Source organism: Hassallia byssoidea VB512170, from assembly GCF_000817785.2.
Lineage (GTDB): Bacteria > Cyanobacteriota > Cyanobacteriia > Cyanobacteriales > Nostocaceae > Hassallia > Hassallia carrinoi.
On the sequence record NZ_JTCM02000005.1, the window covers coordinates 114,755 to 138,134 of the forward strand.

General features: G+C 42.0%; 32 protein-coding genes. 8 read left to right on the plus strand and 24 right to left on the minus strand.

The genetic code is table 11. The annotated features are described in order from the left end of the window. The first annotated feature begins 177 nt into the window (after window positions 1-177). Entirely contained in the window at window positions 178-813 is a 636-nt protein-coding gene (locus PI95_RS04150) for a hypothetical protein (RefSeq protein WP_039744671.1), read from the plus strand. Between the two features lie 685 nt (window positions 814-1,498). Here PI95_RS04150 and arsC read toward each other — a convergent pair. The 8 genes from arsC to PI95_RS04185 form a co-directional block, all read right to left on the minus strand. Next, entirely contained in the window at window positions 1,499-1,894 is a 396-nt protein-coding gene (arsC, locus tag PI95_RS04155) for an arsenate reductase, glutathione/glutaredoxin type (protein ID WP_201280291.1), read from the minus strand. Window positions 1,895-1,934: 40 nt separating this feature from the next. Next, entirely contained in the window at window positions 1,935-2,738 is an 804-nt protein-coding gene (arsH, locus tag PI95_RS04160; RefSeq protein WP_268896638.1) for an arsenical resistance protein ArsH, read from the minus strand. Beyond that, window positions 2,683-3,141: a phosphatase domain-containing putative toxin gene (locus PI95_RS04165; RefSeq protein WP_039744676.1), complete on the minus strand. Its 459-nt coding sequence runs from the start codon at window positions 3,139-3,141 to the stop codon at window positions 2,683-2,685. The genes arsH and PI95_RS04165 overlap by 56 nt, the downstream gene beginning before the upstream one ends. Before the next feature lie 31 nt (window positions 3,142-3,172). After that, window positions 3,173-4,240, minus strand: coding sequence for an ACR3 family arsenite efflux transporter (gene arsB / locus PI95_RS04170; protein ID WP_039744679.1), 1,068 nt, complete (start codon window positions 4,238-4,240; stop codon window positions 3,173-3,175). 29 nt (window positions 4,241-4,269) lie between these two features. Further along, a complete protein-coding gene (locus PI95_RS04175) occupies window positions 4,270-5,310 on the minus strand; it encodes a PstS family phosphate ABC transporter substrate-binding protein (protein WP_039744682.1) in 1,041 nt (346 codons plus the stop codon). A 116-nt stretch (window positions 5,311-5,426) separates the two neighbouring features. Then, entirely contained in the window at window positions 5,427-5,756 is a 330-nt protein-coding gene (locus tag PI95_RS04180) for an ArsR/SmtB family transcription factor (RefSeq protein WP_039744685.1), read from the minus strand. Between the two features lie 363 nt (window positions 5,757-6,119). After that, window positions 6,120-6,266 carry a hypothetical protein gene (locus tag PI95_RS35565; protein WP_039744825.1) on the minus strand — a complete coding sequence of 49 codons (147 nt, stop codon included), beginning with the start codon at window positions 6,264-6,266 and terminating at the stop codon, window positions 6,120-6,122. 456 nt (window positions 6,267-6,722) lie between these two features. Beyond that, window positions 6,723-6,893 (minus strand): TniQ family protein, encoded by a 171-nt coding sequence (locus PI95_RS04185; RefSeq protein WP_236116925.1) that lies wholly within the window; start codon window positions 6,891-6,893, stop codon window positions 6,723-6,725. A 442-nt stretch (window positions 6,894-7,335) separates the two neighbouring features. Between PI95_RS04185 and PI95_RS04190 the strand changes: the two genes are divergently transcribed. The 4 genes from PI95_RS04190 to PI95_RS37415 all read left to right on the plus strand — a co-directional run bounded on the left by PI95_RS04190 (window position 7,336) and on the right by PI95_RS37415 (window position 9,408). After that, entirely contained in the window at window positions 7,336-7,611 is a 276-nt protein-coding gene (locus tag PI95_RS04190) for a thioredoxin family protein (RefSeq protein ID WP_039744689.1), read from the plus strand. Between the two features lie 51 nt (window positions 7,612-7,662). Next, on the plus strand, window positions 7,663-8,100 hold the full coding sequence (locus PI95_RS04195) for a heavy metal-responsive transcriptional regulator (protein WP_039744691.1): 438 nt from the start codon (window positions 7,663-7,665) through the stop codon (window positions 8,098-8,100). 160 nt (window positions 8,101-8,260) lie between these two features. After that, a complete protein-coding gene (locus PI95_RS37410; RefSeq protein WP_039744693.1) occupies window positions 8,261-8,701 on the plus strand; it encodes a helix-turn-helix domain-containing protein in 441 nt (146 codons plus the stop codon). 14 nt (window positions 8,702-8,715) lie between these two features. Continuing rightward, window positions 8,716-9,408 (plus strand): IS630 family transposase, encoded by a 693-nt coding sequence (locus PI95_RS37415; protein WP_373695677.1) that lies wholly within the window; start codon window positions 8,716-8,718, stop codon window positions 9,406-9,408. A 468-nt stretch (window positions 9,409-9,876) separates the two neighbouring features. On the opposite strand, the gene PI95_RS04205 is transcribed toward PI95_RS37415, so the two are convergent. Then, a complete protein-coding gene (locus tag PI95_RS04205) occupies window positions 9,877-10,044 on the minus strand; it encodes a hypothetical protein (RefSeq protein WP_163518597.1) in 168 nt (55 codons plus the stop codon). A gap of 42 nt (window positions 10,045-10,086) precedes the next feature. Here PI95_RS04205 and PI95_RS04210 point away from each other — a divergent pair, with 42 nt between their 5' ends. The 3 genes from PI95_RS04210 (at window position 10,087) to PI95_RS04220 (ending at window position 11,714) form a co-directional block, all read left to right on the plus strand. Continuing rightward, window positions 10,087-10,260: a hypothetical protein gene (locus PI95_RS04210; RefSeq protein ID WP_163518600.1), complete on the plus strand. Its 174-nt coding sequence runs from the start codon at window positions 10,087-10,089 to the stop codon at window positions 10,258-10,260. Window positions 10,261-10,507: 247 nt separating this feature from the next. Further along, window positions 10,508-11,275, plus strand: a complete 768-nt coding sequence (locus PI95_RS04215; protein WP_039744698.1) for a TIGR03943 family putative permease subunit — start codon at window positions 10,508-10,510, stop codon at window positions 11,273-11,275. Between the two features lie 217 nt (window positions 11,276-11,492). Next, the gene (locus PI95_RS04220; protein ID WP_336507023.1) at window positions 11,493-11,714 is read left to right on the plus strand and encodes a divalent metal cation transporter; all 222 of its coding nucleotides are present in this window, start codon (window positions 11,493-11,495) and stop codon (window positions 11,712-11,714) included. A gap of 294 nt (window positions 11,715-12,008) precedes the next feature. Here the strand turns inward: PI95_RS04220 and PI95_RS04225 are convergent, their stop codons facing one another. The 15 genes from PI95_RS04225 to PI95_RS04295 all read right to left on the minus strand — a co-directional run bounded on the left by PI95_RS04225 (window position 12,009) and on the right by PI95_RS04295 (window position 23,087). After that, window positions 12,009-12,485 carry a hypothetical protein gene (locus PI95_RS04225; protein ID WP_039744703.1) on the minus strand — a complete coding sequence of 159 codons (477 nt, stop codon included), beginning with the start codon at window positions 12,483-12,485 and terminating at the stop codon, window positions 12,009-12,011. Between the two features lie 384 nt (window positions 12,486-12,869). Next, window positions 12,870-14,180 carry a hypothetical protein gene (locus PI95_RS04230; RefSeq protein ID WP_039744707.1) on the minus strand — a complete coding sequence of 437 codons (1,311 nt, stop codon included), beginning with the start codon at window positions 14,178-14,180 and terminating at the stop codon, window positions 12,870-12,872. Window positions 14,181-14,736: 556 nt separating this feature from the next. After that, window positions 14,737-15,234, minus strand: coding sequence for an ATP-binding protein (locus PI95_RS04235; protein ID WP_336507021.1), 498 nt, complete (start codon window positions 15,232-15,234; stop codon window positions 14,737-14,739). 174 nt (window positions 15,235-15,408) lie between these two features. Further along, window positions 15,409-15,831: a RusA family crossover junction endodeoxyribonuclease gene (locus tag PI95_RS04240; protein WP_039744715.1), complete on the minus strand. Its 423-nt coding sequence runs from the start codon at window positions 15,829-15,831 to the stop codon at window positions 15,409-15,411. Then, entirely contained in the window at window positions 15,821-17,785 is a 1,965-nt protein-coding gene (locus tag PI95_RS04245; RefSeq protein WP_052324953.1) for a DNA translocase FtsK, read from the minus strand. The genes PI95_RS04240 and PI95_RS04245 overlap by 11 nt, the downstream gene beginning before the upstream one ends. 5 nt (window positions 17,786-17,790) lie before the next feature. After that, window positions 17,791-18,594 (minus strand): glycoside hydrolase family 24 protein, encoded by an 804-nt coding sequence (locus PI95_RS04250; RefSeq protein ID WP_039744721.1) that lies wholly within the window; start codon window positions 18,592-18,594, stop codon window positions 17,791-17,793. Between the two features lie 7 nt (window positions 18,595-18,601). After that, on the minus strand, window positions 18,602-19,252 hold the full coding sequence (locus PI95_RS04255; RefSeq protein ID WP_039744724.1) for a M23 family metallopeptidase: 651 nt from the start codon (window positions 19,250-19,252) through the stop codon (window positions 18,602-18,604). A gap of 4 nt (window positions 19,253-19,256) precedes the next feature. Beyond that, window positions 19,257-19,601, minus strand: a complete 345-nt coding sequence (locus PI95_RS04260) for a hypothetical protein (protein WP_236116927.1) — start codon at window positions 19,599-19,601, stop codon at window positions 19,257-19,259. Continuing rightward, window positions 19,598-20,089 carry a hypothetical protein gene (locus PI95_RS04265; RefSeq protein WP_039744729.1) on the minus strand — a complete coding sequence of 164 codons (492 nt, stop codon included), beginning with the start codon at window positions 20,087-20,089 and terminating at the stop codon, window positions 19,598-19,600. The genes PI95_RS04260 and PI95_RS04265 overlap by 4 nt, the downstream gene beginning before the upstream one ends. Before the next feature lie 22 nt (window positions 20,090-20,111). After that, entirely contained in the window at window positions 20,112-20,681 is a 570-nt protein-coding gene (locus PI95_RS04270) for a hypothetical protein (RefSeq protein WP_039744732.1), read from the minus strand. Window positions 20,682-20,685: 4 nt separating this feature from the next. Beyond that, window positions 20,686-21,528 (minus strand): phage terminase large subunit family protein, encoded by an 843-nt coding sequence (locus tag PI95_RS04275; RefSeq protein ID WP_039744735.1) that lies wholly within the window; start codon window positions 21,526-21,528, stop codon window positions 20,686-20,688. Between the two features lie 10 nt (window positions 21,529-21,538). Then, complete coding sequence (locus PI95_RS04280) at window positions 21,539-21,784, minus strand: hypothetical protein (RefSeq protein WP_039744739.1); 246 nt, start codon at window positions 21,782-21,784, stop codon at window positions 21,539-21,541. A gap of 61 nt (window positions 21,785-21,845) precedes the next feature. Beyond that, on the minus strand, window positions 21,846-22,106 hold the full coding sequence (locus PI95_RS04285; protein ID WP_039744742.1) for a hypothetical protein: 261 nt from the start codon (window positions 22,104-22,106) through the stop codon (window positions 21,846-21,848). Between the two features lie 8 nt (window positions 22,107-22,114). Next, window positions 22,115-22,666: a hypothetical protein gene (locus PI95_RS04290; protein ID WP_039744829.1), complete on the minus strand. Its 552-nt coding sequence runs from the start codon at window positions 22,664-22,666 to the stop codon at window positions 22,115-22,117. A gap of 22 nt (window positions 22,667-22,688) precedes the next feature. Then, window positions 22,689-23,087, minus strand: coding sequence for a hypothetical protein (locus PI95_RS04295; RefSeq protein WP_039744745.1), 399 nt, complete (start codon window positions 23,085-23,087; stop codon window positions 22,689-22,691). Window positions 23,088-23,380 lie beyond the last annotated feature (293 nt).

Genomic DNA, 23,380 nt, shown 5'->3' on the forward strand with positions numbered 1-23,380 from the left:
ACTATATATGTTCATGCATCTACAGTGACTATGCTTGCAATCATGTTTTCTGACTCAATCTCAAAAATAAAATTTATAAAAAGTTTTCAAAAAGAGCGATCGCTCAACAAGAGCAGAATATAAGCGGCGAATGAAAACATTTTGGTTGTGCGACCAATTATCGAAGAAATATCAACTATGACTCAAACTATACAAGCTAGGGAAATTACTCTGCTGGAACTGGAAACCAATTTCAGAATCCAAATGATTGAGGATGCTTTCTTTTTCTGCGAGTGGCAAGATAATTTACCAGCAATTACAGATGTGGAAAAACAGCGACTTGACAGAGTTAAGGCAAGTTACTCAAATTTGCTTAAATATCCTCCTTTACTTGAAAACACTGTCAAAATGGTGGTTTTATCACCACTGTTAGATTTAGCTGACTTTTATCTATCTCCATTTCATATCAAATCCGAAAAATCCGTACAAATTTCTGCCGATGACGAGGGAGTGACTGTTAAAGGTAATATTGATGTCTTGGTTTTGTTTAATCGGCTAGCTGTTGTGGCTATCGAGTCTAAGCAAGCAGCTTTTTCTGTGGAGGTAGGTAAACCGCAGCTTCTATCTTATATGCTGGCTATTGCTAATCCTGATAAGCCCGTGTATGGATTGATTACGAATGGTGCTAGTTTCCTGTTTGTTAAATTAATCAAGCAAGAAACTCCAAAATATGCCTTATCTCGACTTTTCTACATTTTTAATCCTGGGAATGATTTATACGCAGTTCTCAGTATTTTTAAGCAATTAGCACAATTAGTAATAGAAGGTGGGTGAGGATCTCGAAAGTTATTTCCCATACCCCTACACCCTGTTTCTACTTCTATTAATTTAGTGCATCTTCATGGAGAATTGGTATCACCAGAGATAGTGACTGTTGCATAAGTTTAACCAAAAAATCAATTAATATTCAAGCCTGCCAGAATTGACAGGCTGAAGGATTAATTGTTTTTTACGCATTAGCAAGGCTTTGAGCTTTTGCCTTCGCGTCAACCAAACCCTTGTTTTTCGCAATCTTGGCAAAACGGGCAAAATTTTTGCTGCTACTATTTTTGGCAAAGGTATTGTTACGGTTGACCTACTTGAGCAATCGACCTGCCCAAGAACCAGTGGGACTTACCGTTTAAGCTGCCTCAAACTTTACATCATTTAACATCATCAACCGCTTTATCTGTTGGCTCTGACCCCATGTTGTCTGACTTTCCTTTGTAGAGAAGGCGGCTAATAATAGTGGCGGTCAATGCGCCCCCGACCACTATTAATGTCATCGGACGGGAGCCGACCGTGAGAAACATCAAAACACCAGTGGCAGCTAGGACGGTTTGCGTTATTCCGAGAAAAATTCTTAGCCAGCCCCAGATAAAAATATGGTGCCTCATCTTTCGTCTTCCGGTAGTATTTTAAAATACCTGACGATTGTAGATATCGCCAGGATACAGTGCCTTATGTCAAAAGAAACAACTTAACTTAGGGCTTTAATCAACTTTTCTACTCGTTCTTTAACTTCGCCTCGAACCCGGCGAAAAGTTTCTATCGGTTGTCCCTCTGGGTCATCAAGCTGCCAATCCTCAAACACCGAGCGTAATACCCATGCTTCCGGTAGATTTACCCCACAGCCGCATAAAGAAATCACAGCGTCGTAGTCTTCGGGCTGAAAATCGCTTAATGGCTTAGACGTTTGATTGCTGATATCGATGCCGATTTCAGACATGATATCAACAGTTTTGGGGTCTACATGGCTTGCTTCTAACCCCGAACTGCTAACAGCAATTTTGCCCTCTCCTAATGTGCGGGCGAATCCTTCCGCCATTTGGGAACGGCGAGAGTTTTTCTTGCACACAAACATGACTTTTTTCATGATATTATTCTTTATTGGTAGATGGCTGGTAGAACTTTTATCAACCAAGTAAGGCATTTGTTTCTAGCGCACTGGTGGCTATCTTGATTGTTTCTTGCGCTGCTTTTTCCTTGCGTTCGCTATAGCGGTCTGTGAGATAATCCACCTGGGGGCGTAACAGCATAGTGAACTTATAAAGTTCCTCTATGACATCGACCACGCGATCGCGATAAGGCGAATCTTTCATCGTGCCGTCTTCGTGAAACTCTTGGTAGGCTTTGGCAACACTAGACTGATTCGGAATCGTAAACATCCGCATCCAACGCCCCAAAATCCGCATTGTATTCACGGCGTTAAAAGACTGAGAACCACCGCTGACTTGCATCACCGCTAGCGTTCTTCCTTGTGTCGGTCTGACCGCTCCTATACTAAGGGGAATCCAGTCAATCTGGTTTTTCATGATACCCGTAATATTGCCGTGCATCTCAGGACTTGACCAGACTTGACCCTCTGACCACTGGCTCAATTCCCGTAACTCCTGCACCTTGGGATGAGTATCTGGTACGCTGTTGTGAATCGGTAGCTCTCGCGGGTTGAAAAACCGGACTTCTGCCCCGAACCCCTCCATCATCCGGGCGGCTTCTTCTGCTAAAAGGCGGCTATAGGAACGCTCCCGTAAGGAGCCATACAAAAATAAAATTCGGGGCGGATGGTCAAATGTCATCATGAAAGTAATGGTATCTTTGGCGTGAGAAATTTTGAGAACTGTCTTATGCCAGGTTGAAGGTTTATCTGTAGCAGTAAGAGATTTATTCTTCTGCCAACTTTCGTAAAAAGGTGCTTTGGGCTTCTCGCAGTTCGACATCAGGGTTTGCCTTCTGGACTATCTGGATCGCCGAATCGTAAGACGAACCAGCATGAATCAGGTAAGAAGCCAACATCGTTCCCGTTCGCCGTCTGCCACTGGTACAATGGATTGCAACACCATGACTAAGGCGATTCTGGCTCTCAACAAAGTTTTGTAATTCCTGAATCTGTTCCCGGCTTGGTGCTGTGCCTCCCTTGGTTGGCAGCCAGAGGTGAGGGATGCTTGCCTGCTCGTACAAATCCAGGTTTGAGGGGTCATCCATAACGGAGACAATTGCCCCAACACCCGCAGTTTGTAGCGCGGTCAGTTCCTCTGCCATTGGCTTGCGAACACCTGCCAGTTTGTCAGGAATCACCCACCACAAGTTTTCCTCAATTGGCTGAATCGGTTGCTGCTCCATCAATTGAAATCCTCATCTCATGTTGTTAGCGCTAAAACATTTCTGATTCAGATGATCTGAAATAGCGTCTCTGAAACCAGAACGAAACATTTACCAGACCAATCAACACGGGTACTTCTACCAAGGGACCGACAACAGCGGCAAATGCTGCCCCTGAATTAATCCCGAACACGGCAATAGCCACAGCGATCGCCAGTTCAAAATTGTTACCTGCTGAAGTGAAGGCAACACTTGCGGCTCTGGAATAATCCGTTTTAATCCGCCATGCCATGTAGAAACTGATGAAAAACATCACCAGAAAATAGATGATGAGCGGAATTGCAATCCGAACCACATCGAGGGGAATCTGGACAATCAAATTCCCTTTCAGGCTGAACATCACCACAATCGTAAAGAGCAACGCAACCAGCGTCAGGGGGCTGATTTTTGGAACAAATTTTTCATGATACCACTGTTTGCTCTTGGCTTTGACCAGAAAGAAACGAGTGAAATAGCCAGCTAAAAAGGGAATCCCAAGATAGATGAAAACACTTTTAGCAATCTCGGCAATGCTCACGTTGACGACGCTCCCCTTCAACCCGAACAGTGGTGGCAGCACACTGATAAACAACCAGGCATAGGGACTGTAAAAAATGACCTGGAAGATACTGTTGAAAGCAACCAGTCCCGCCGTGTATTCGGTATTGCCTCGCGCTAAATCACTCCACACCACAACCATTGCAATACACCGGGCTAACCCAATCAGGATTAGTCCCACCATGTATTCTGGATAGTCGCGCAGGAAGGTAATTGCCAGGAGAAACATCAAAATAGGTCCGATGATCCAATTCTGAAGTAGCGATATACCGAGAATCTTTCCGTTACGAAAGACATCCCCTAACTCTTCGTATCGTACCTTGGCTAGAGGGGGATACATCATCAGAATCAACCCAATGGCAATTGGGATGTTCGTCGTTCCTACCTGGAAGTGGTTGATAAACCCTTCTACACCAGGAAAGAAATAGCCCAAACCGACCCCGATAGCCATTGCCAAAAAAATCCACAAGGTCAGGAAGCGGTCAAGAAAAGAAAGTTGTTTGGAAAGAGGTTTATTTTTCATCAGTTATTCCGCTGGTAGATTAAAAAGCGTTAGAATTTGGCTTCTTTCCGTAATAACTCACCAATGGTCAGGTTTAGTTGCGTTTGTCCGTCAAACACCGTTCCTGCCTTCCCCTTGTAAAAGTGAACATAATTGAGATGTTTGACTTCCTCCGGTAAAGGCACATAACCCACAGTACTGACTACTTTCGGGGCATTCTCGATATACAATTTGACGAATTGGTATGCTGCACTATTATTTTGCGTAGACCGGGTATTCACGTAGATAAATAAAGGTCGGGAAAGGGGCTGATACTGAACTTTTTCGACAGTTTGACGTGAGGGCAGTACGGGACCTTTACCGTTATCAACAGCCAGGGCTTTCAATTTATCTTGATGTTTTTCGTAATAGGAATAGCCAAAATAACCTAAAGCATTAGGGTCTTTGCTAATTCCATCAACCAAAACCTCATCATCTTCACTGGCGGTGTAGTCGTTACGATTGGCTCTGACTTGACCGACAGTCGCCTCGGTAAAGTAGTCAAAAGTACCAGATTTTTGACCAGCACCATATAGATTCAGGGGGCGGTCAGGGTAAGACGCTTGTATCTGGTTCCAGCGGGTGATTTTCCCTTCAGCCCCAGGTTCCCAAATCCTTTTCAATTCAGCGACAGTGATGTCTTTTGCCCAAGTATTTTGGGGGTTAACGGCGATGGTCAGGGCATCAAAGGCAATGGGGAATTCCATATATCCCACACCGTTTTTCTTACAGACTTCCATCTCTGATTTCAAAATCGGTCGAGAGGCGTTGCTAATATCCGTAACGCCTGCACAGAATTTTTCAAACCCGCCCGTCGTACCGGAAATCCCTACTGTAACCTGTACCTGATTGTTTGAATCAGCTTGATATTCTTTAGCGATCGCCTGGGTAATCGGATAGACCGTACTGGAACCATCAATTTTAATTGTTGTTTTCGCAACATTAGCAGCCTTCTGTGGTCGCTGAATTTCAGCCGATGTGTTGGATGTTGATGTGCAACTGCTTGTAAAAGCTAACAACAAGAGTGCGAGAGCCAATTTCAAAGTTTTCATTGACCTCACCCCTATGGGTCATATCAAAAGTATATCTCCATCATTTCAAAAAAAGTTGATTTATCAATCCGTATAACGCGAAAAACTAACATTTCGTTACAAAAAAAATTGATGCATCATTTAGCGTCAGCGCAGGGCGGACTAGGCAACATCAGGCTTCTTCGGCGAAACTCTGCAAGATACTGCTCTAGGGCAACAAATTGGGGCAGATTTAGGCTGTAGTAAATCCAGCGTCCTTCTTGCCGAGAGCGCACCAAGCCAGCATCTTTCAGGGTTTTGAGATGAAAAGACAGTTTGGATTGACTGGTTCCCAGATGGTCGCACAAGTCACACACACATAACTCTTGAGAGCGTAACAGTTCTAAGACCTGAATCCGCAAGGGGTCGGACAAGGCGTGAAAACCAGCAACGATGGTATTTGGCGTGAGGGTGTAAATAGAATTCATCAAGAATTATTGAAATATCAGTCTCATGCTAACCATACTAGGCTAAATTTACTTTAGACTTCAATTAGATACATTTGCACATTCACCATTATATTTTTCGTAGTAGTAGGCGTTCTCACCTTCTACCAAGGGAATGGTTTTGATGACTTTGTTATAAGGGGTCATGTGGGTGCGAAGTGATTTCAAGGTGGAATATTTTTTCCTAGTCCACTTATCAAACTCGATAGTTTGGGGAAAGGCTTGCTATCGGTAAGTACATTTACTAAGAAAACATCTTAAAGCAAAAGGTACTAACTCAGTTTTGAGTTAGTACCTTTCTCTTACTTAAAATCTGTAAAGGAACTTACATAAATTAAGGACAAGCTATTTGTCACAATTTATCTGGGGACAGTCAGGAGTAGGAGTAGTACAAGGGGTTGCTGCCAAGACTGCTAAACCAGTAACTGTGGTAAGAGCGAGTGCTGCAACTGCTGCTAGAGAGAGTCTTTTAATCTGATTAGTTATTACCATGAATTCAACCTGTACGAAACTGTTTATAGCATAAACTCTCCAGTAGACTAGAGAGTAAAGAGAAAAGATTACAATTTCTAAAAATTTTTGTTTGGTAACAAAAAGGACACCAAGCACGCTCATGGCGAAGTAAACCCCTTTTAGAAAGCACTTTTACCCAAGGTCTGAGGGTAAGAAAGTGTAAGTCTGTTCGTTTCGTCAGGATGGACATTGCATGTACTAAATTAGTCGCCGTTAAGCCCGTTCCATTAGTTGCTGTTCTATCTCTATTAATTCCAAGAATTTTGCTGATACTTTCATTTCTTGAGTTTGATAATTTTCTTTCTCTACCCATAAGTAGGTAGGCACAAATAAACCTAACTATGTTACAAAATGTAAAACGCTTGAAACCCTTGCAATTGCCTCACTTCGTTTCGCTCCGTTCGCAATGACATAGTTATAAATTTTCCCGCTTACCTACTTAAGTGGGGCAATTTCATTTAGGAGTAGTTGTCTAGTAGTAATGCAATGTTGTTCAGCTAGTCGAATCACATAGCCAGTTAAACTTTCTACATAAGGAGTTCCTATACCAATTGGTTCTAGATTATACAAACGGCTTCTTGGTGGAATCGGGGATTTTTGCAGCATAGGTCAATGCCCACAGAGCTACCAATGCTGCCACGAGATTCACAATTGGCTCAATAGCATCTGAAAGCAGCCCCACTGACCCCGCTCTTCAGGTAAGCCCCAAACTTCAGAACAATGGTTACGATTGCCGCTGCAATCGACAGGAAAGCGTAGGAGCGGGCTGTTCGACTACTCATCAGGATTTAGCAACTGTGATTCCGAGCTAACAGTACCAAATTATACTTGAGTCGTCATCAGCCCTGAGACTTCTACTGATTCTCCCCTGCGCGTGTTATCAAAGTTGAAGGGGAGACCGTGCCAAAACGGGTTGCATTGTACGCGCTCGAATTTTAATTGTCCTCAAAAGCTTAAAAATGTCTCCCTACTTATATCCCAACCCCTTGACTTTGAAGTCAGGTATAAGGTTTAGGCTAGTCTCAGAATTCATTTGGAGAGATTTGAGATGACAAAACATCTAGTTGAAGTCTTTACTGCTGGGTGTCCCCTGTGCGATGAAACTGTTAAGTTGGTGAGGGAGTTAGCCTGTGAAAACTGTGAAATACAGATTTACGACCTGCGCGAGGGGTGTGCCACTAACGAGTGCCTTGAGAAAACTACTAAATATGGCATCCACCGCATTCCTGCTGTTGTTGTCAATAGCAAGCTAGCTGAGTGCTGCTCTAACCAACAGCCAGTGTCCCGCGAAGCACTGATAGCTGCTGGTATCGGGCAAGGATAAAGCATATGAGAGGAGGGGAGCTACTTCTCTCCTCCCGTTCAAGGAGACGATATGAAAGGGAAACAAGGTTTATTCATAGGCGAGTTAAGCCGTCAAGTGGGTATCTCTACTCAGACCATACGTTATTACGAACGCTTAGGGCTGCTCAACCAACCTAAGCGAACGGAATCGCAATATCGCGTCTATTCGGACGAGGATGCAGAGCGTTTGCAGTTTATTCAGAAAGCCAAGCGCTTCGGGCTTTCCTTGGATGAAATCAAAAAGTTGATTGACATCAGTGCTGAGGGCGTTCCCCCCTGTGGAAGCCTCAAGACAATGGTGAAGCAGCACATTGATGAATTGGAGCGCCGTATCCAGGAATTGATTGCGTTTCAACTGGAATTGGTCAAGCGGTACGAGCAGATTGAGGTTTGGCTCCCAGATTCACCCGCTGTCCCAAATGACACTACTTATAACGGCAAAATCTGCAAATTCATTGAGCGGGGATGAGGTCTAACCAGAAAGCTTACAAGAGACTACTTTTTAGCCAAACGCCTATAAGTTTCCCGTTTCGGTACGGTCTGTTCCCTACTAGTACTCTGTCACAGCAACTTTGCCGAGTTTAACCAGTTATTGATAAGCTACTTTTAGGTGGGTTGAGAGTGGCATCATGGCAAAAAAATATACTGTCTGTTTGACACCGGAAGAAGTCCAAAAGCTGCAAACAGTTATCAGGTCAGGAAAGACCAAGGCGCGAACTATAACCCGTGCCCGTATTATCCTGATGAGCTTTGAAGGCAAAACAGATAAAGCGATCGCACACAACCTTGGGGTCAATGTTTCAACAGTAGAACGCGCTCGACACAGATTAGCAACCGGAGGTATAGATTTAGTACTAAACGAGCGTCCACACCCACCCAAGACATGCAAAATTGATGGTGAGCAAGAAGCTTTCTTAATTGCAACAGCGTGTTCAAAAGCACCGGAAGGAAACACACGTTGGACATTGAGATTGTTAGCAGGGCGATTAGTACATTTAGGAATTGTAGACTCAGTTAGTTATGAAACGGTACGTAGGACATTAAAAAAAACGATGTCAAGCCGTGGTTAAAGGAACAGTGGTGTATCCCCAAGGTTGATGCCGAGTATGTTTTACGGTTGGAAGACTTGTTAGATTTATACGGCGAACCTTACGATCCAAAACGTCCGGTAGTTTGTTTCGATGAACGCCCGTATCAATTGTTAGAAGACGTTAGGGAACCATTGCCCGCCGAGCCAGAACAACCTCTTCGTTATGATTACGAGTACAAAAGAAACGGTAGTGTCAATATATTTGCTTTTTTTCAACCATTAGCGGGTTGGCGACATATGGAAGTGACACAACAAAGGACAAAAGTAGATTTTGCTCTTCAAATGAAGAATTTGGTAGATATTTATCACCCACAGGCAACAGTGATTCGTCTAGTAGTTGATAACCTGAACACACATAATCCAGCATCTTTGTACGAAGTTTTTTCCCCTGAGGAAGCTCGTCGAATTGTCCAAAAATTAGAGTTTCACTACACACCAAAACACGCTTCTTGGTTAAATCAAGTTGAGATTGAAATCTCTGTTTTATCCCGACAGTGTTTAGAGCGACGGATAAAAGACGTACAAACATTATGCTCTGAAATTGCAACTTGGGAACGACAACGGAATGCTGTCTACACTTGCGGACAGGGAATTACGCTGTTTCTCCCAAGCGGAAATTTCGCGCCTCCAACTGCGAGCGAGAGTCCCTTCGGGACACGCTGCGCGAACGCTAATTCGTCTGTCTAAACATTGGCGAGATAAAATAGAAAATTCAATTTCAACCTGATTTAACGTTCCTCGCGTGTTTAGGGGTATAGTGAAACTCTAGTTTTTGAACAATTCTACGAGCTTCTTGCGGATCAAAAACTTCATATAATGCGGCAGGATTGTGTATGTGCGCGGTTATCAACTATCCATAGAATAACGTCTGCCTCCCGGCAATAAATATCTACTAAGTCCTTCCGAAGTTTTGCAAAATCAAACGAGCGTGCGTTGTTTTGTTACTTCGATGTGCCGCCAACCCGCCAATGGTTGGAAATACGCATTCTAATTAACACTTCCGTTTCTCTTATACTCATAGTCGTAACGCTCTGGTTGATCAGGTTCTGGAGGCAATGGTTGTCTAACTTCCTCTATGAGTTGGTATGGAGTCTCATCAAAACAAATTACTGGACGCTTGGGAACGCACAGGGCTCGTTGTATAAATCCAATACATCAACCAGATCGCAAAACATACATCCAATCAACGCGCTTTGTATGCACCACTGTTCCTTTAACCACGGTTAAACGAGCGTTTTTTTTTAAAGTTTGACGTACTGTTTCGCTACTAAATCGAATTCCCCGATACCAAGATTTACCAACTGCTCTGCGCTCATGCTGCATTGAAAATGCGAGTTCGTCATAAAGGGTGCAGTCGAACAAGCGGTGGCTACCAAAAAAGCGGCATTGCTAGACTTGCAAGTTTACGAGGCTTTGGGGGATGGGGACGGTCATAAGCGTGCATACTCCAGTCCCCCAACCACAAATTTTTCACATTATGCACGCTCGACGGTCGAAACATTAACTCTTAGGGTCGAAGCGATCGCGTTATCTGGATAACTCTCACTCGCCATCAGAAGAATGTTCGCACGGGTAATAGTTCGTGCCTTATGCTTACCCGTTTTAGGAGCGCGATTGTAAATGTGATAACTCCGATCAAGTTTAAATCCACTTCGGTATTTTTTTGCCATGATGCTACCCTGATTCCTTCTATATTAAGTAGCTTACCAGCATCGGCTAGTACCAGGCGTTCTTTAGCTTGGTGGACTACTAGTTTCAGTAAACAAGTTTTTACTTTGTACATTAAATGACCAAAAAATCACCTCACTTTTTTAAGTTTTCCCATTTTCTAGACTGGCTAGACGTTTTTGGAATTACTGCTTGGGCAGTATTACTACTAAAATACTGGCTGACTGAGAAACTCGTCTTGCTAGTTCACCCTAAATACTTTTGGTTAGTCATTACTAACGGGTTTTTACTCTTATTTGTTGCCCTTTTTAAAGCTTGGGGACTTTGGCGAAAGCATCCTACTCTACCAAAGACTCAGCATTTGTCGCTGTTTCCCCCAGGTTGGGGAAGTGGGCTGCTTTTGGTCATTGCTCTTTTGGGTCTAGTAATAAGTCCTCAACCTTTAACAAGCCAAGCCGCGACCCAACAAGAAGTTACTGATTTTTCGATTGCCACTAGCCGCGTTAAACCTCAAGCATTCCGCGCTTCTACTCGACCAGAAGACCGTTCGCTGGTTGATTGGGTGAAAACACTGACAACCTATGCTGAACCAGATAGCTATATAGGTCAGAAAGCTAAAGTTCAAGGATTTGTGATTCACCTAAAATCACTGCCAGATGACTTTTTGATGATTACGCGTTTTGTGATTACCCATTGTGCCATAGATGCCACTCCAATGGGATTACCTGTTAAATTAACTACTAGCCGTCAAGCCTATCCACCAGATACTTGGTTGGAAATCGAAGGTGAAATGATGACAGCAGAATTGGAAGGTAAGCGCGAACTGACGATTCAAGCCAAGTCTATTAAACCAATTCCAGCACCCAAGAATCCTTACGAGTATTGAGTACTGAGAACAAAATGGTGCGACTTGTCTGACAGAGAATTCTACGCTCATTTCCACATTATGAGAATACTGAACAAAAAAAAGAATGGCTAACCGAAAAAATCGACCCAGCTTGCCGGAAGTCCATCGCAGCATCAAAGTCCCCAATGGCAGCAGGTTTTGGCGCAAAATGCTTGCCTATGCTGGGCCTGGGTAACATAGTACAAGCCGCCTCATAATTCTAAGTCAAGTTATCCTCAGTTTGCAGTTACCGTTTGCAGTGATTCGTTTGGTGATATTTACAAGTAAGCGTCGCTTCATGGGTGAATTTGTAAATCCGTTATGGCTCAAATCTTTAGCTTGGGAAGTTGCTTCTGTTATCGTTGGACTAAATGTTTGGTTACTATTACAAAGCCTCGTAAATTTAAGTCATAGTGACTGTCAGAGTGCAGCAAGTTGATTTCAAGAAGCTTCTGCCATTTGACATAACAGATTATTCTTCCCATGAACCCGTTTAAAATCTTTTAAAAGCTCTCTATCTACACGTTTTTCAGCATTTGTGCTTATGCGATATACAATTTGGATAAGTAGTTCGACTAAGGAAACAAAACTATAAGCGATCGCCTTCATCAAAGTCCCTTTATACGGAGCTAGATAACTATACTAAAAATAAAAATTCACACTAATTATATCATGTGAAAACCCTTATATGCATTATTTGTCCCCAAACGAACCAGGACTACTGACATAAGTATTAAGCTGTCAAATCCACGATTTTACTTGATGTAATTCCCATTCCTATCAAATACTGCACAAGACCTGCTTTACCATCTTTGTTATAGATAGCAGAGTACCGCTTAATGTGATTTTTTTTGCAGTATTTTCGCAGCTTCGCAGCACCTATTCCCATCATTTTCTCTGTCTCAGTCACGCCTACTAATACCAATTGTGCTTTTTGTACTTCTTCTACTGCTGAGGACAGTATTACATCTGCCCAGCTTTCAGGCAATAGGGTTTCTTCCAACTGTTGCGTACTATCAATTTCTAGTTTAGATGTAGACAACGATTCTGATACCGTAATAGGAGGTTCTTCCAATACTGTATCGTCAGGTAGAGACTTTTCAGCAGGAATATAGAAAAGCCAGCAGATAAAAGAGAAAATGACACTAAACAAGTAAATGGGAAACAGAAAATTAATAACTGTGGAAACTAATTCAATTCCCGAAGACATCGTAGTTCTCCTAATGTTATAAGTAAAGTCTGAGCATTATTTAGAAGCGATTCGCCCAGTAGTGGGGGAATACTCCCCCGTACTAAACGAATGCCTCCAAACCCAAACAATACCCACTTTTAGGAGCAGGAAGTTCTATGAACTATGCATCTGGCTGTGACACCAAATGAACCAAATAAGAGAGACTCTTGGTATTTCTATTGGTTGAAAAAGATTGTCAGAAATTACCGCAGCCTGTATCTGCAAAAACAACAGGTTTCTGATTTTTGGTAGGATTTTATGCTCGACAGTACAAGGAATTGAGACAACACTATCCAAGTCCCCGACCTCATAGCTTTACATCCCAAATATCTGAGATATTGAATTAGTTGGGCGTAATTCATTTCAAACCTCCGAAATATTATTGGAATTCTTAGTTCTTAGATAATCAACCAAAAGTACTAAATTATAGTCGTGATGACAAAGTACTAATGGTCTTTCACTGCAATAAGGGTTAATTGGAAAACCATCATGTCGAAAAAAATGGTCTTTACGTGTATCTCGGTCAATCACCACAATATTTGGTCCTTCAACACGCACCGATGCATTCACTAAACCCTTATTTAGTTCAGCAATCTTTTCTGGAGAACTAAAATCTTTCTCCTCAATCACGCGAGTTTTGAAATAAGTCACATATGCCAACAGACTGTTAATAAACCCAGGAATAGAGTCTGAATACGGCAGCAAATTGCCATCAAAATCAAAGCTAAAGTGGCGACCAGAATACTTGTCCTTAAGAAAGATACTAGTCTCGTGTCTAGAAATTTCAGCTTCAACCAAGCCCTCGTTTAAAGCTTCAACTGTTTTCCAATCTTCCCACTTTCGTTGTACCAAACCTTCAATCAGCTGTTTGTCAGGACAATCCAATCCGTCCCAGCCGTCGGCGTGTATGCCGCAGACAACACGATTATCACCGTGAAAATAGCAGCATCCCTTACAGTCATCAATTTTTGATGCCTGAAAACGACTGTGGCGCTTTGCTTGTATCCACTTATAGTGGAATTGCAAATATCTAGAAAGTGCTTGTTTTGGATCAGCACAATCTGAGCTAAAGGATTTGCCAACTAAATTTTCTTGTTTAGGATACCGAACCTCAAAAATCACAGCTAAATCTGGAATTTGGCTATTATCAATTCTGGCAGAAACTACTGTATTCAAATCTTCGCCTAGTCCTTTGTGAGAACTGAAGCGAAATAAATGTAATCCTCCAATAGAAGGACAACCCTGAATTTTAACAATGTAGTAGGAAAATACTCTTGATGGTTTTTCCACTACAAACATCTGTTGAATTTCTTCACTCTCAACTAAAGCCGATTCATCAGACAACTGAATAATTGCAGATTCTTCAAGCAGATCAACAGTTTTCTCTTGTTTATCTTTTTCCTCCTCATCAAGATAGCTCAAAGAAGCACCAACGCAGGATGTAAGCGCGATAGCAGCCGTACCTAAAAGTACGCTAGCATAACTTAAGCTACTCAGCCGCTGGTAGGCACGTTTATCGCCAATATTAAAACCACCACCAATCAGTTGCTCTGCTCCACCGCTCAATAAAGCAGATATAGCGCTAGCAAAAACGACAGATAAAGCCAAACAACCAGCAGTTGAATTAATGCGTTGTACTGTTTTGAGCAATTTTCTCTTCATGTTTGTGTTCATTATGAACTCCCCTTTGATTACAACAACCAGTAAGTAGCCCCAGCGTTGTAGGGGATTATGGGAACCGCACTTTGCCTACTGCCCTACTGCATTCAATTGTTTCGGAGACACTGTTAAAAGTTCCAAACAACCTAGACGTTCGGATTCGGCTTCAGCACAATTCCCAATGGCAGTAGCAAAGACTCGAACTTAATTATTTAAACCACACCCGTGGTACTGCCAAATCAGGAAATATCCTGTAATAAAAATTCAATTATTAACTCAGGACTTTTTACTATCAGCCAAAACCAAACCAGCAATAGTAGCAGTAGAAACGGTATCAACTAATCCAACAAATCCAATGATAGCTATAAAGTTGGTCATAAATTTGTAGACAGGTTTATTAGTTATTTACACTCCAGCATCAACATTTTTAACCCCACTAAAATTGTTAGAAATAACCCCACCGAATAAATCATGGTAAACGAAAATATAAGACAAGAGTGATAATTAATTTTTTGCAGTAGATATACAGTCCGCATTTTGAGAAAGTTGTTTTTCATAAAACCTCGTTTCGTTAAAAAACGTGAGTGTTAGACTCGTCCATTTGAAAATCTTCAAATAAATCAGCAAAACTTTGAAAATTAAAATAATGCAAGGGTTGACGAGATACTGTCAACAAGCTCAAGTTATCCAAGTTAGCCAGCATTTTTAGTTTGGACAAGTCACTACTCAAATCGTCAGTGCTACAGTGCAATCTATCAAAATCATCCAATACTAAAAGTTTATTTGAACCACTTGACAAACTTTGTACAATTTGCTGCCAACTTGCACTTGCATATAACTCAAAACCCATAGATATAGCTAAAAAAATACTATCTATATCAAAAGGATAATCAAGAGCTAAATATAGGGCTTCGCAACTAGTATCTTTGAGTAAAGCCTGCTGAATAACGTAAGTTTTACCTATTGTGCTACGCCCCCATAAATTGAAATTTTTACCATTATTTGTCTGACATAGCAAGTGTTTGTAATCTTGATATTTTAACATCATTTTCACCAGCTTTTGATTCACAAATACTCAATCATTAATACAATAATACTGATTGGTAAATAGATAATTACTCCAGCAAAATCAAAGAAATAATGCACAACCACGGCAGCAATAATCGTATTTGTTATATCCAAAACATTCCAAAGATCGCGCTCGCAAACGAAACATACAAAACTGCTATGAAAACCAGAGCTGTTATGTACATACGCGCCTATCATAAAACTGATTTGACTTACAAAAATTCTCTAGCAAGAACTCAGGACTTCCTGCCATCCGTAAACATGCTTCATCTTTTTTACTGCGATAGTAGTAATGAAGCACGGGCGACTGGATGGTACACAAATTATCGTTTTTAATCACCCCTGCTTGTATTAAACCGTCCATGATGTACTTACTAGCTGCTGCAACATTATCATGGTCGCGGGCAAAAGTCTTCAAATACCAGTGAAATTCCAACCAAACTTTATCTTTAAACTTCACATCACAAGTACAAGCAAACTGGCAGATTATATCCGTCCAATGTTTCTTATGTCTTGCACTAACTTGCCAACCTTGTCGAGCAAAATTTATCTTGTCGTTAAGCGTCGGTGGTAGACTTAGTGTGAGCTCAAATATCATCACTTGACTCCAAACCAGATATAAACTCAGCTACAGCATCGCGCAACCGCTTATATCTCCTACCATCCGCACGCGATAACTCAAACAATTCTTGAACTATTTCATGTAGTTCATACCCGCGTTTGTGCAAAGAAATAATGCTGGATTTAGTCGCCTCATCAAAGGTAATGTTTGAACTAAATTCTTCTAATTGATCAACCTTGGTAACAAGTCTAGTCGATTTTTCCAGTGTAATGGAGCTATTAAAACTAGCAAAATCTAATCCTGAATTCCAAGGAGTAACCGAAGAAGCATGATTTTTTGCTTCTTCTAAATACTGCTCAAAATCCTTCTTCTCATCTCCCAAATACACCCCTTGAAGGCGAATTACACCCAAAGGTGACTTATAAAGCATATCGCCAAAACCCAACAAGCTAGCCGCCCGGTTGTCGTCAGGGTCGCCCAGAATAATTCCACTATCTTCCGGTCGAGAAGTCGCAAAAGCTACCTTAGCAGGACAGTTAGACCGAATAAGGGGTTTTATCACGTCCTTGTCAGGACGCTGGGTGAATAGCAAAATGTGTATTCCTGCCGCCCCTGCCTTTGCCAGCAGCTTCATCAACATCAGTTCTATTTGGTCTTTACAATTGGGGTCAGACAACAAGTCAAAGCATTCGTCAATCAGACAAACTATTCGAGTCATTGGCGCAGCAGGAAACATTTGGTTATATTGCGCTACCTTTTCCACAGAGACTCGTTCAAACTCCTGGTAACGAAATTCTTGCTCTGCCACAAGATATTCCAGCAATTTTAAAGTAGCGATCGCGTCCTTTGCCACCGGAGCAATCAAATGAGGTAGCCTGTCAAAGCAGCCAAATGTCACGCGCTTAACATCACTTAAAACCAGCCTAACTACTCCTGGGGGATACCGCCGCGCTAAATACAGAACAGCAGCCCGCTCAAACTGACTCTTACCCCCACGAGTGCGTCCCCCACCTAAAATATGAGTTACATTTTCATCGTAGAGGGGTATTTCAACATAAGTACCGTCCACATCTACACCACCAGGAATCACAATAAAGTTAATATCAAATTCCTCTGAAAACTTGACGTAATCAGCAAAGTATGCTTTTTTTCTATCCAAACGAGGGATGTCAAACACAACCGCCCCCGGTACTACTGATATCATGGGAGGGTTTTCTATTTTGAGTTCATCCCCTAGCTGCTGTACCAAGTCATTTCCCAAGCCCTGGACTTTCTTGAAACTTACTCCCTTGGCTAGTTTTACCTTTACCCGATTAAAAGTAGGTCCAGTTTTCGTATCAACATATTTACAATCAATTCCAAAGTCCTGGAGAACACCCACAAGAACATTTCCAGTAATTGAGGTAGATTGGGTGTTTGAAGCCTCATTAGAGATTGATAACCCTTGCTGCTGAATTTGAGTGGCTGCTGGTAAAGAGATTTTTTCTCCCGTAGCCTTAGCAACCAAATTAGCTGCACGGTAACCCAACTGTTTGAAGTGCATATTCTCTGTATTTTCTGCTAATTGAACAAAATCGAGGTAGGATTTACCCTCTCGATACATTTGATATAAATCTTGCTCAAAAACCTGAATTTCGTATTCGCCAGGAATCCTATTAATTAATATATATCTTAGGCATAATTTAGCAAAAGCCAAATCAGATAAATTACAGAAATTCTGACATACTTCTAATATCTTAGCTTCACCCATACCCGAAATAACTGCTTGATAAATAAGTTGAAATAAATATTGATGGTCGTAGCTAGTAATTGTCCGATTAAGCTTTTCTGCAAACTCCAGCTCGTGAAGAACAGCATTAACATAATTTTGTTGCTCAAAACCAAATGATTCCTTGGCATAACCAGAAATTTCCTGATTCGATAAACCTTCAGCTTTCAAACAAACAAGTGCTTGATATATTTGCTCGTTATTATATTGAGTTTCATCCAAATAAATCACTTCCTTATAGCTAATAGCTCTTGCTGATAATGTTTTCTTAACTGCTCTAAAGTTTTTGGGTTTTGTGAATAATCATTGCAAACTAGACTTGCCCAAACTCGCCCTACTTTACAAGCAGCAGTATCAAAATTGCCCGCTTCAATATCACTTAAAGCATTGTTACGGCGAATATATTCAACAGCCATTTTATCTTGCGATCGCGGGCTGAAATCTTCAAGTTGTAATTTGGGTTGAAGGTCATACCAGCTTTTATCCAACATCTGGTATGCACCCGCCGCAGTTGAACAAACTCTCCTACCATTAATCGGTGCACATTGTTTGATTAATGGATGAGTAGAAAAATTATCAAAATTACCTTTAAAAACCAACTTTCGATAGCTTTCACTACCAGAAGTTCCTGTTTCCGCCCAACGTATTGTAGCTAAGAAAGCCTGCATCTGAGGAGAATATTGACTTGAATTATTAGATAAACCAAATGAAAGATTATTATTTGCAGTTTCATAAGTATTACTCTGAGTACCTGCTAAATGTATGCCCAAAATTATTAGTGAAGTTGCTGACAAGTGAACTGGTTGCAAGCGCGGTATTCTCTGATGGCGAGAAAAACCAACCAATCCCACTAACCCACCAATAATAAAACCAAATTTCCAATTATCCAGTACCTTACCAAAAGTACGTGCATGGCAAACAACATCTGCACCTGTTGAAGCCAACCCACACGGAAATGAAGCTATGCCGTAGGAAGTAGCAACAGTTACAGCAGCACCAATCAAACCTGAAATTAAAACACGCCCTAGCATATCAAAATTAACGATTTGCTAAATATTCCCGCAAGTAAGGACGAGGGTTCTGCACTACGTCATCAACTCGTACCTCAAAGTGCAAGTGCGGTCCTGTCGAAAAACCGGTACTACCTACTGCCGCGATCATTTGACCACGTACAACAGAGTCACCTTGTTGGACATAAAGCTTACTAGCATGACCGTAAAGAGTAGATAACTTTTCGTTGTGCTTGATAACAACTGCATTCCCATAACCACCCTTGTTACCAGCAAAAATCACTCGGCCAGCATCAACTGCATAAATTGGTGTACTCTGCGCCGCACCAAAATCAATACCAGTATGAAACTTGCGATCGCCTGTAATGGGGTGGGTTCGCCAACCAAACTCACTAGTTACAGGAGTACCAGCCGCAGTTGGAAAGGCAATTGAACCATTATTTAAAACCTTATTAGTACCAACAGTTCTAGGTAGCACCAAACCCTGGAGAAATTTAACTAATAACTGAGATTCAACCCACCCAGAAATCTGGGGAACCACCATAGCTGCAATCAAAACTGAGGTTGTGATCGCATATCTCCAATTTCCACTCGAACTAGTATCGGCTGTCTCATCCAAACTAGTTACAGTCGAATTACTAACCTCCTTTTTACCGTCAGTTTCAAAGATTATTCGCATTGCCTCAACGCCTTCTTGTATTAGCAGGAGAAACTTGCCAACAACCAATCTTTGCAGTACTCAATACTTCCTCAAAATCATTCCTAGCCACACGGCAATCAGGAGAATTTAGGCCATCCCCAGATGTTGCAAGTTCTCTAACTTGAGGAGAATAGCGTTTAGGAACAGGAGTAGAAGATATATTCACGCCAGGTGCAGCAGTAGGGACAACCGCCGGCGATGAAAACTGAAGTTTCTGTGCCAACACCACAGCATTACGCCAGTTATAAAATTGCAAATATCCCGGTTGCAAAATATCTGCAATCCATACCAGCAGTACGAACCAAAAAATTGCCTTTACCGACATCATTCCAATTGCTTAACCACAGGCAGAGCAAAAGAAGGAACTTCCTTGGGTACAACTTCAATCTTCTTCCCAGACGCATACCCAGGCCCGGTATAACTGCCATTTAGGAAAAAATTCAACAGCATTATTAACAACCACACTCCCACACCAGCTACACCCACAGGAGATTTAATTACATCAGATAAAAAATATACTGGATACCAGCCAAATCTCCAGGGGTTTTGCGGGTGCAACCGATGTGCTTTCCAAATCTCAATGTAGGGAATCTCTATCTGAGGAACCCTCGGCTTATAGGCAGTAGGTGCATTGATATACCTAACTTCTACTGGCTGAGTCTCATAAGTAGTCATGGGAGAAACATTTCCTTGTTGCTGATTTACTATTCCTCCTTGCTGTACCTGCTGCAACATATTTTGCAAGCGGTTTGCAGGCACAATTGCTCCACCTTCAGAATAATCAACATCAAAGTTGCGGCGCTGATTTCTGCTCATAATATGATCTCAAATTAAGTAACTAGCTGGCAGGTTTATCATTTACCTGGGAGTTATTATCTTCCCAGAAATCTTCATCCTGAAGTTGGGCGTAAAACTCCTCTGGAGATAACATTCCAGGTTGATTTTGCACTCCATCTTCAACAAATTGGCTACTATGTACTCGCCCTAACCCAGAAACACTAGAACGAGGAGAAAATTGGACTACATTTTTAGCAGAGAACTCGCTATTTAATCTCATCCCAGGAGTAGGTGAAACTGGTGAGATTAAAGAAGGTTGAATATCAGTATCAGAAACACCAACATGAAGTTGTTGATTGCCGGGATTAGGCAATTTATCAGACACTTCATCTGTTTCTTCAACTGCATTGTTATAGTCAGAAATTCCCCAGCCCAAAAAACAAGCAAATCCAGCCAGAAATATAACTGCACTCATCCAATGCACGGATGTATTGGGAGATGGCATCATCTCAACTGTCGTGCGAGTTGAACCTGAGAGGGTAGTACGAATAGGGGTACGTTTGACTGCCGCTACAACATTGAGCGAACACAAAGCTATGCAAATTATCGCAGCAGCAAACTTGACATACATGACATCACCCCCTCGATTTATTAACAGGCTGTTTATTAGGAACTGGCTGAGGTAATTGCTTCTTCAAAAGTTGGATATACATCCGCCTTTGCTCCTCCCTCTGGCGTATTCTCTCGCGGATGTCTGCCACCTGTGCCATCTGCTCTACTGGATCTAAATACCCCCGCGCCCGTAATAACTGCGCCTGTGCAAGTGAGTATGGTTCTTGAGCATTCTTAATCTGAATTAGCATTTGATTCAGATCAACTGATGGTTGAGATTCCAAGTTTTGAGCGTAATCAATTGCCTCTAATTTACCCAAAATCAAAACAGCAGCAGCCCCAGTTGGTATCTTCTCCTCAACTTTCGTACCATCCGTTTTGCGGTATCCCCAATAAAAAGTATTATTTCCAGAAGCCGCTTCTAGTAGAACATCCAGCGAGTTGAACTTAACTATCTCCAGTGCCGGCATATAGTGAAGGCGGTAAAACCCAGATTTCTCATTAGCCTGCATCCTGGATATTTCACCCCGCAGTTGCTGTCCCCACAACGCCGCCGCTAGTTGTCGCCAGCCCGTAAGAGTAGGCGCACCCTCTACTGAGGAGTAACTAGAAAAATGGTCTATATTGTAGTCAGTACGGGAAAGCTTCTCTAAGTACACCTCCCGAATTTGGGCAACTTGTGCCTTTACCTGCTGTACCTCCGATATCTGATTACCTGGAACTTGTTGCTTCCACCCAACCATCAATGCAACCGCCCCAATAACAGACAGCGCACTAACAGTCGAACAAACCGTCCACAAGGTGACATTTACCTTTTTCTTTCTGCGACTTGATTGTTTATTTCGTACAGGTGTAGGAGTAAACATCATTTACCCCTCACGTATTATTAACAACCAACTGCAACTGAGGGCGCTTGTTTAATTGGCGTGCGATCGCCTCTTGGCGGGCGCTCCGCGCCATCGCAATTCCCGCACCACCTACAACTATCCCGGTTAGTAGCAACAGAGGATGCAAGGCAAGGGTTGCCCCCACTCCCAACAGTTGTCCCACCATCCCAGAAACACCCAGGTTCATCAACAAACCACCCGCTGTGTTAACCAAAAAGTCAAATGCTGCACTCATACCTGCTCCCTGGCAATAATGCGACTAAAATGAGTAATTACCTTGATGAGAGAAAAGTTGATTAGGTTTTTTGTTCGTCCCTGGTAAACCAAATTATTACTAGTGCCAAAATTAAACCAACTAATTCACCTATACCCACACCAATCAAAATTGGCTGAATACTCGGAATTTCCTGTCTCTCTTGAGTTGGGGGAACTGCTACCCACGTCCCAATAACAGTACCAGCTACTACCGAAAGCAAATTTATACCAACTGCTTGGGTGGATGTCTTTCTCAAGTTGAGTAAACTCTCATCCCGTATTTGATAGCAGATGGGTAGCATCTGACTGACTATTTCTTCGGAGATTGCGCGGTTTTCGGCTGCGAGGACTTCAACTGCAAGGGCTGTTGTATCGATGTACCGACCAACAGTGGATGAGTTTCTTCCCCCCAGTTCACTTTGCCGAAAAAATCGTTATCGATGCGCGAGTTAATTCGCTCTTGCGCCTGGTCGTAACCAGCCGGAACGGAAGTATCACCTCCTGGAAGCGAACTGCTGCCATGAAAAACAAATTCTTCTAGAGCAAGTGTCGAAGATTCAAGCACCACCTTATGGCGTAATTCCCCTAACTGAATACCCCTATCTGCATCCCGGTAAAGTATTCCTACAAAGCTGTCGGGCAAAGCTTGTTCTGGGTCTACACCAAATCGCTGTTTGATATACTCGCGCTTGTCGAACTTATGTTCGCCTACTTCTGATTTACGATCGCGCATTGCAATCAAGTGCTGGGCAGCTTCTTCAAGGGACATACCTTCACGAGAAGCTATCTCTTTGAGTTGAACTAGCTGCTGCTCAACAGTTTCGTCAAGCGTATCATTTGGCTCCAAAGCTAAATTCAACAACCGACAGCAGGTACGTACCACATCAGGCGACACCTGCAAAGTCTCTGCCACTTTGTTGATATGCTTCATTGCGTTCAATTCTCCTAATAACTGCTTGCACAATCGGGTTGTTTTTTTCTGACTCTGATATATGCTTGGTCAAAAAATCATAAAGGGTTATGTCATTGACTTTTTGTAAATAAGCATCTAAGCCACCAGCAGGAATTACCTGTTGTAAGTATTCTTCACAAGTCAATCGCCGAATTTTGATAGCAACGTAGAAAATGTCAGCAATCTCAACTGTTGCTGCATCAAAATATCCTCCCCGCTTTCGCGGTTTTACTATACCGGCATAGGGATACCACCGTTGTAAAGCGGCGATCGAAATCCTATATCTTTCGGCAAGTGTTTTTTGGGTGTAGATAACGTTCTCACATATCATCAAACTCAATTCCAACTGAAAGACAACATCAATTGAAAGCGAATTAAACTAAGACCTTACAAAATTTATTGCAAATTAAAAAGTAATTTACAATTTATGTCAATTTAGTACAGGTATAGCTCAACTCAAATACAACTAAACTTCAGTTCCTCTCCTATTAAACTGCATACTTGCCAAGTTACATACTGCCTGTTAAGAATGCAAGCACGTTCATATATATGAGTAAAAAAAATATAAAAATTACTCTTTTACTAAAAAAGCACTCTAACAGAAATATATAACGAGATATGCGC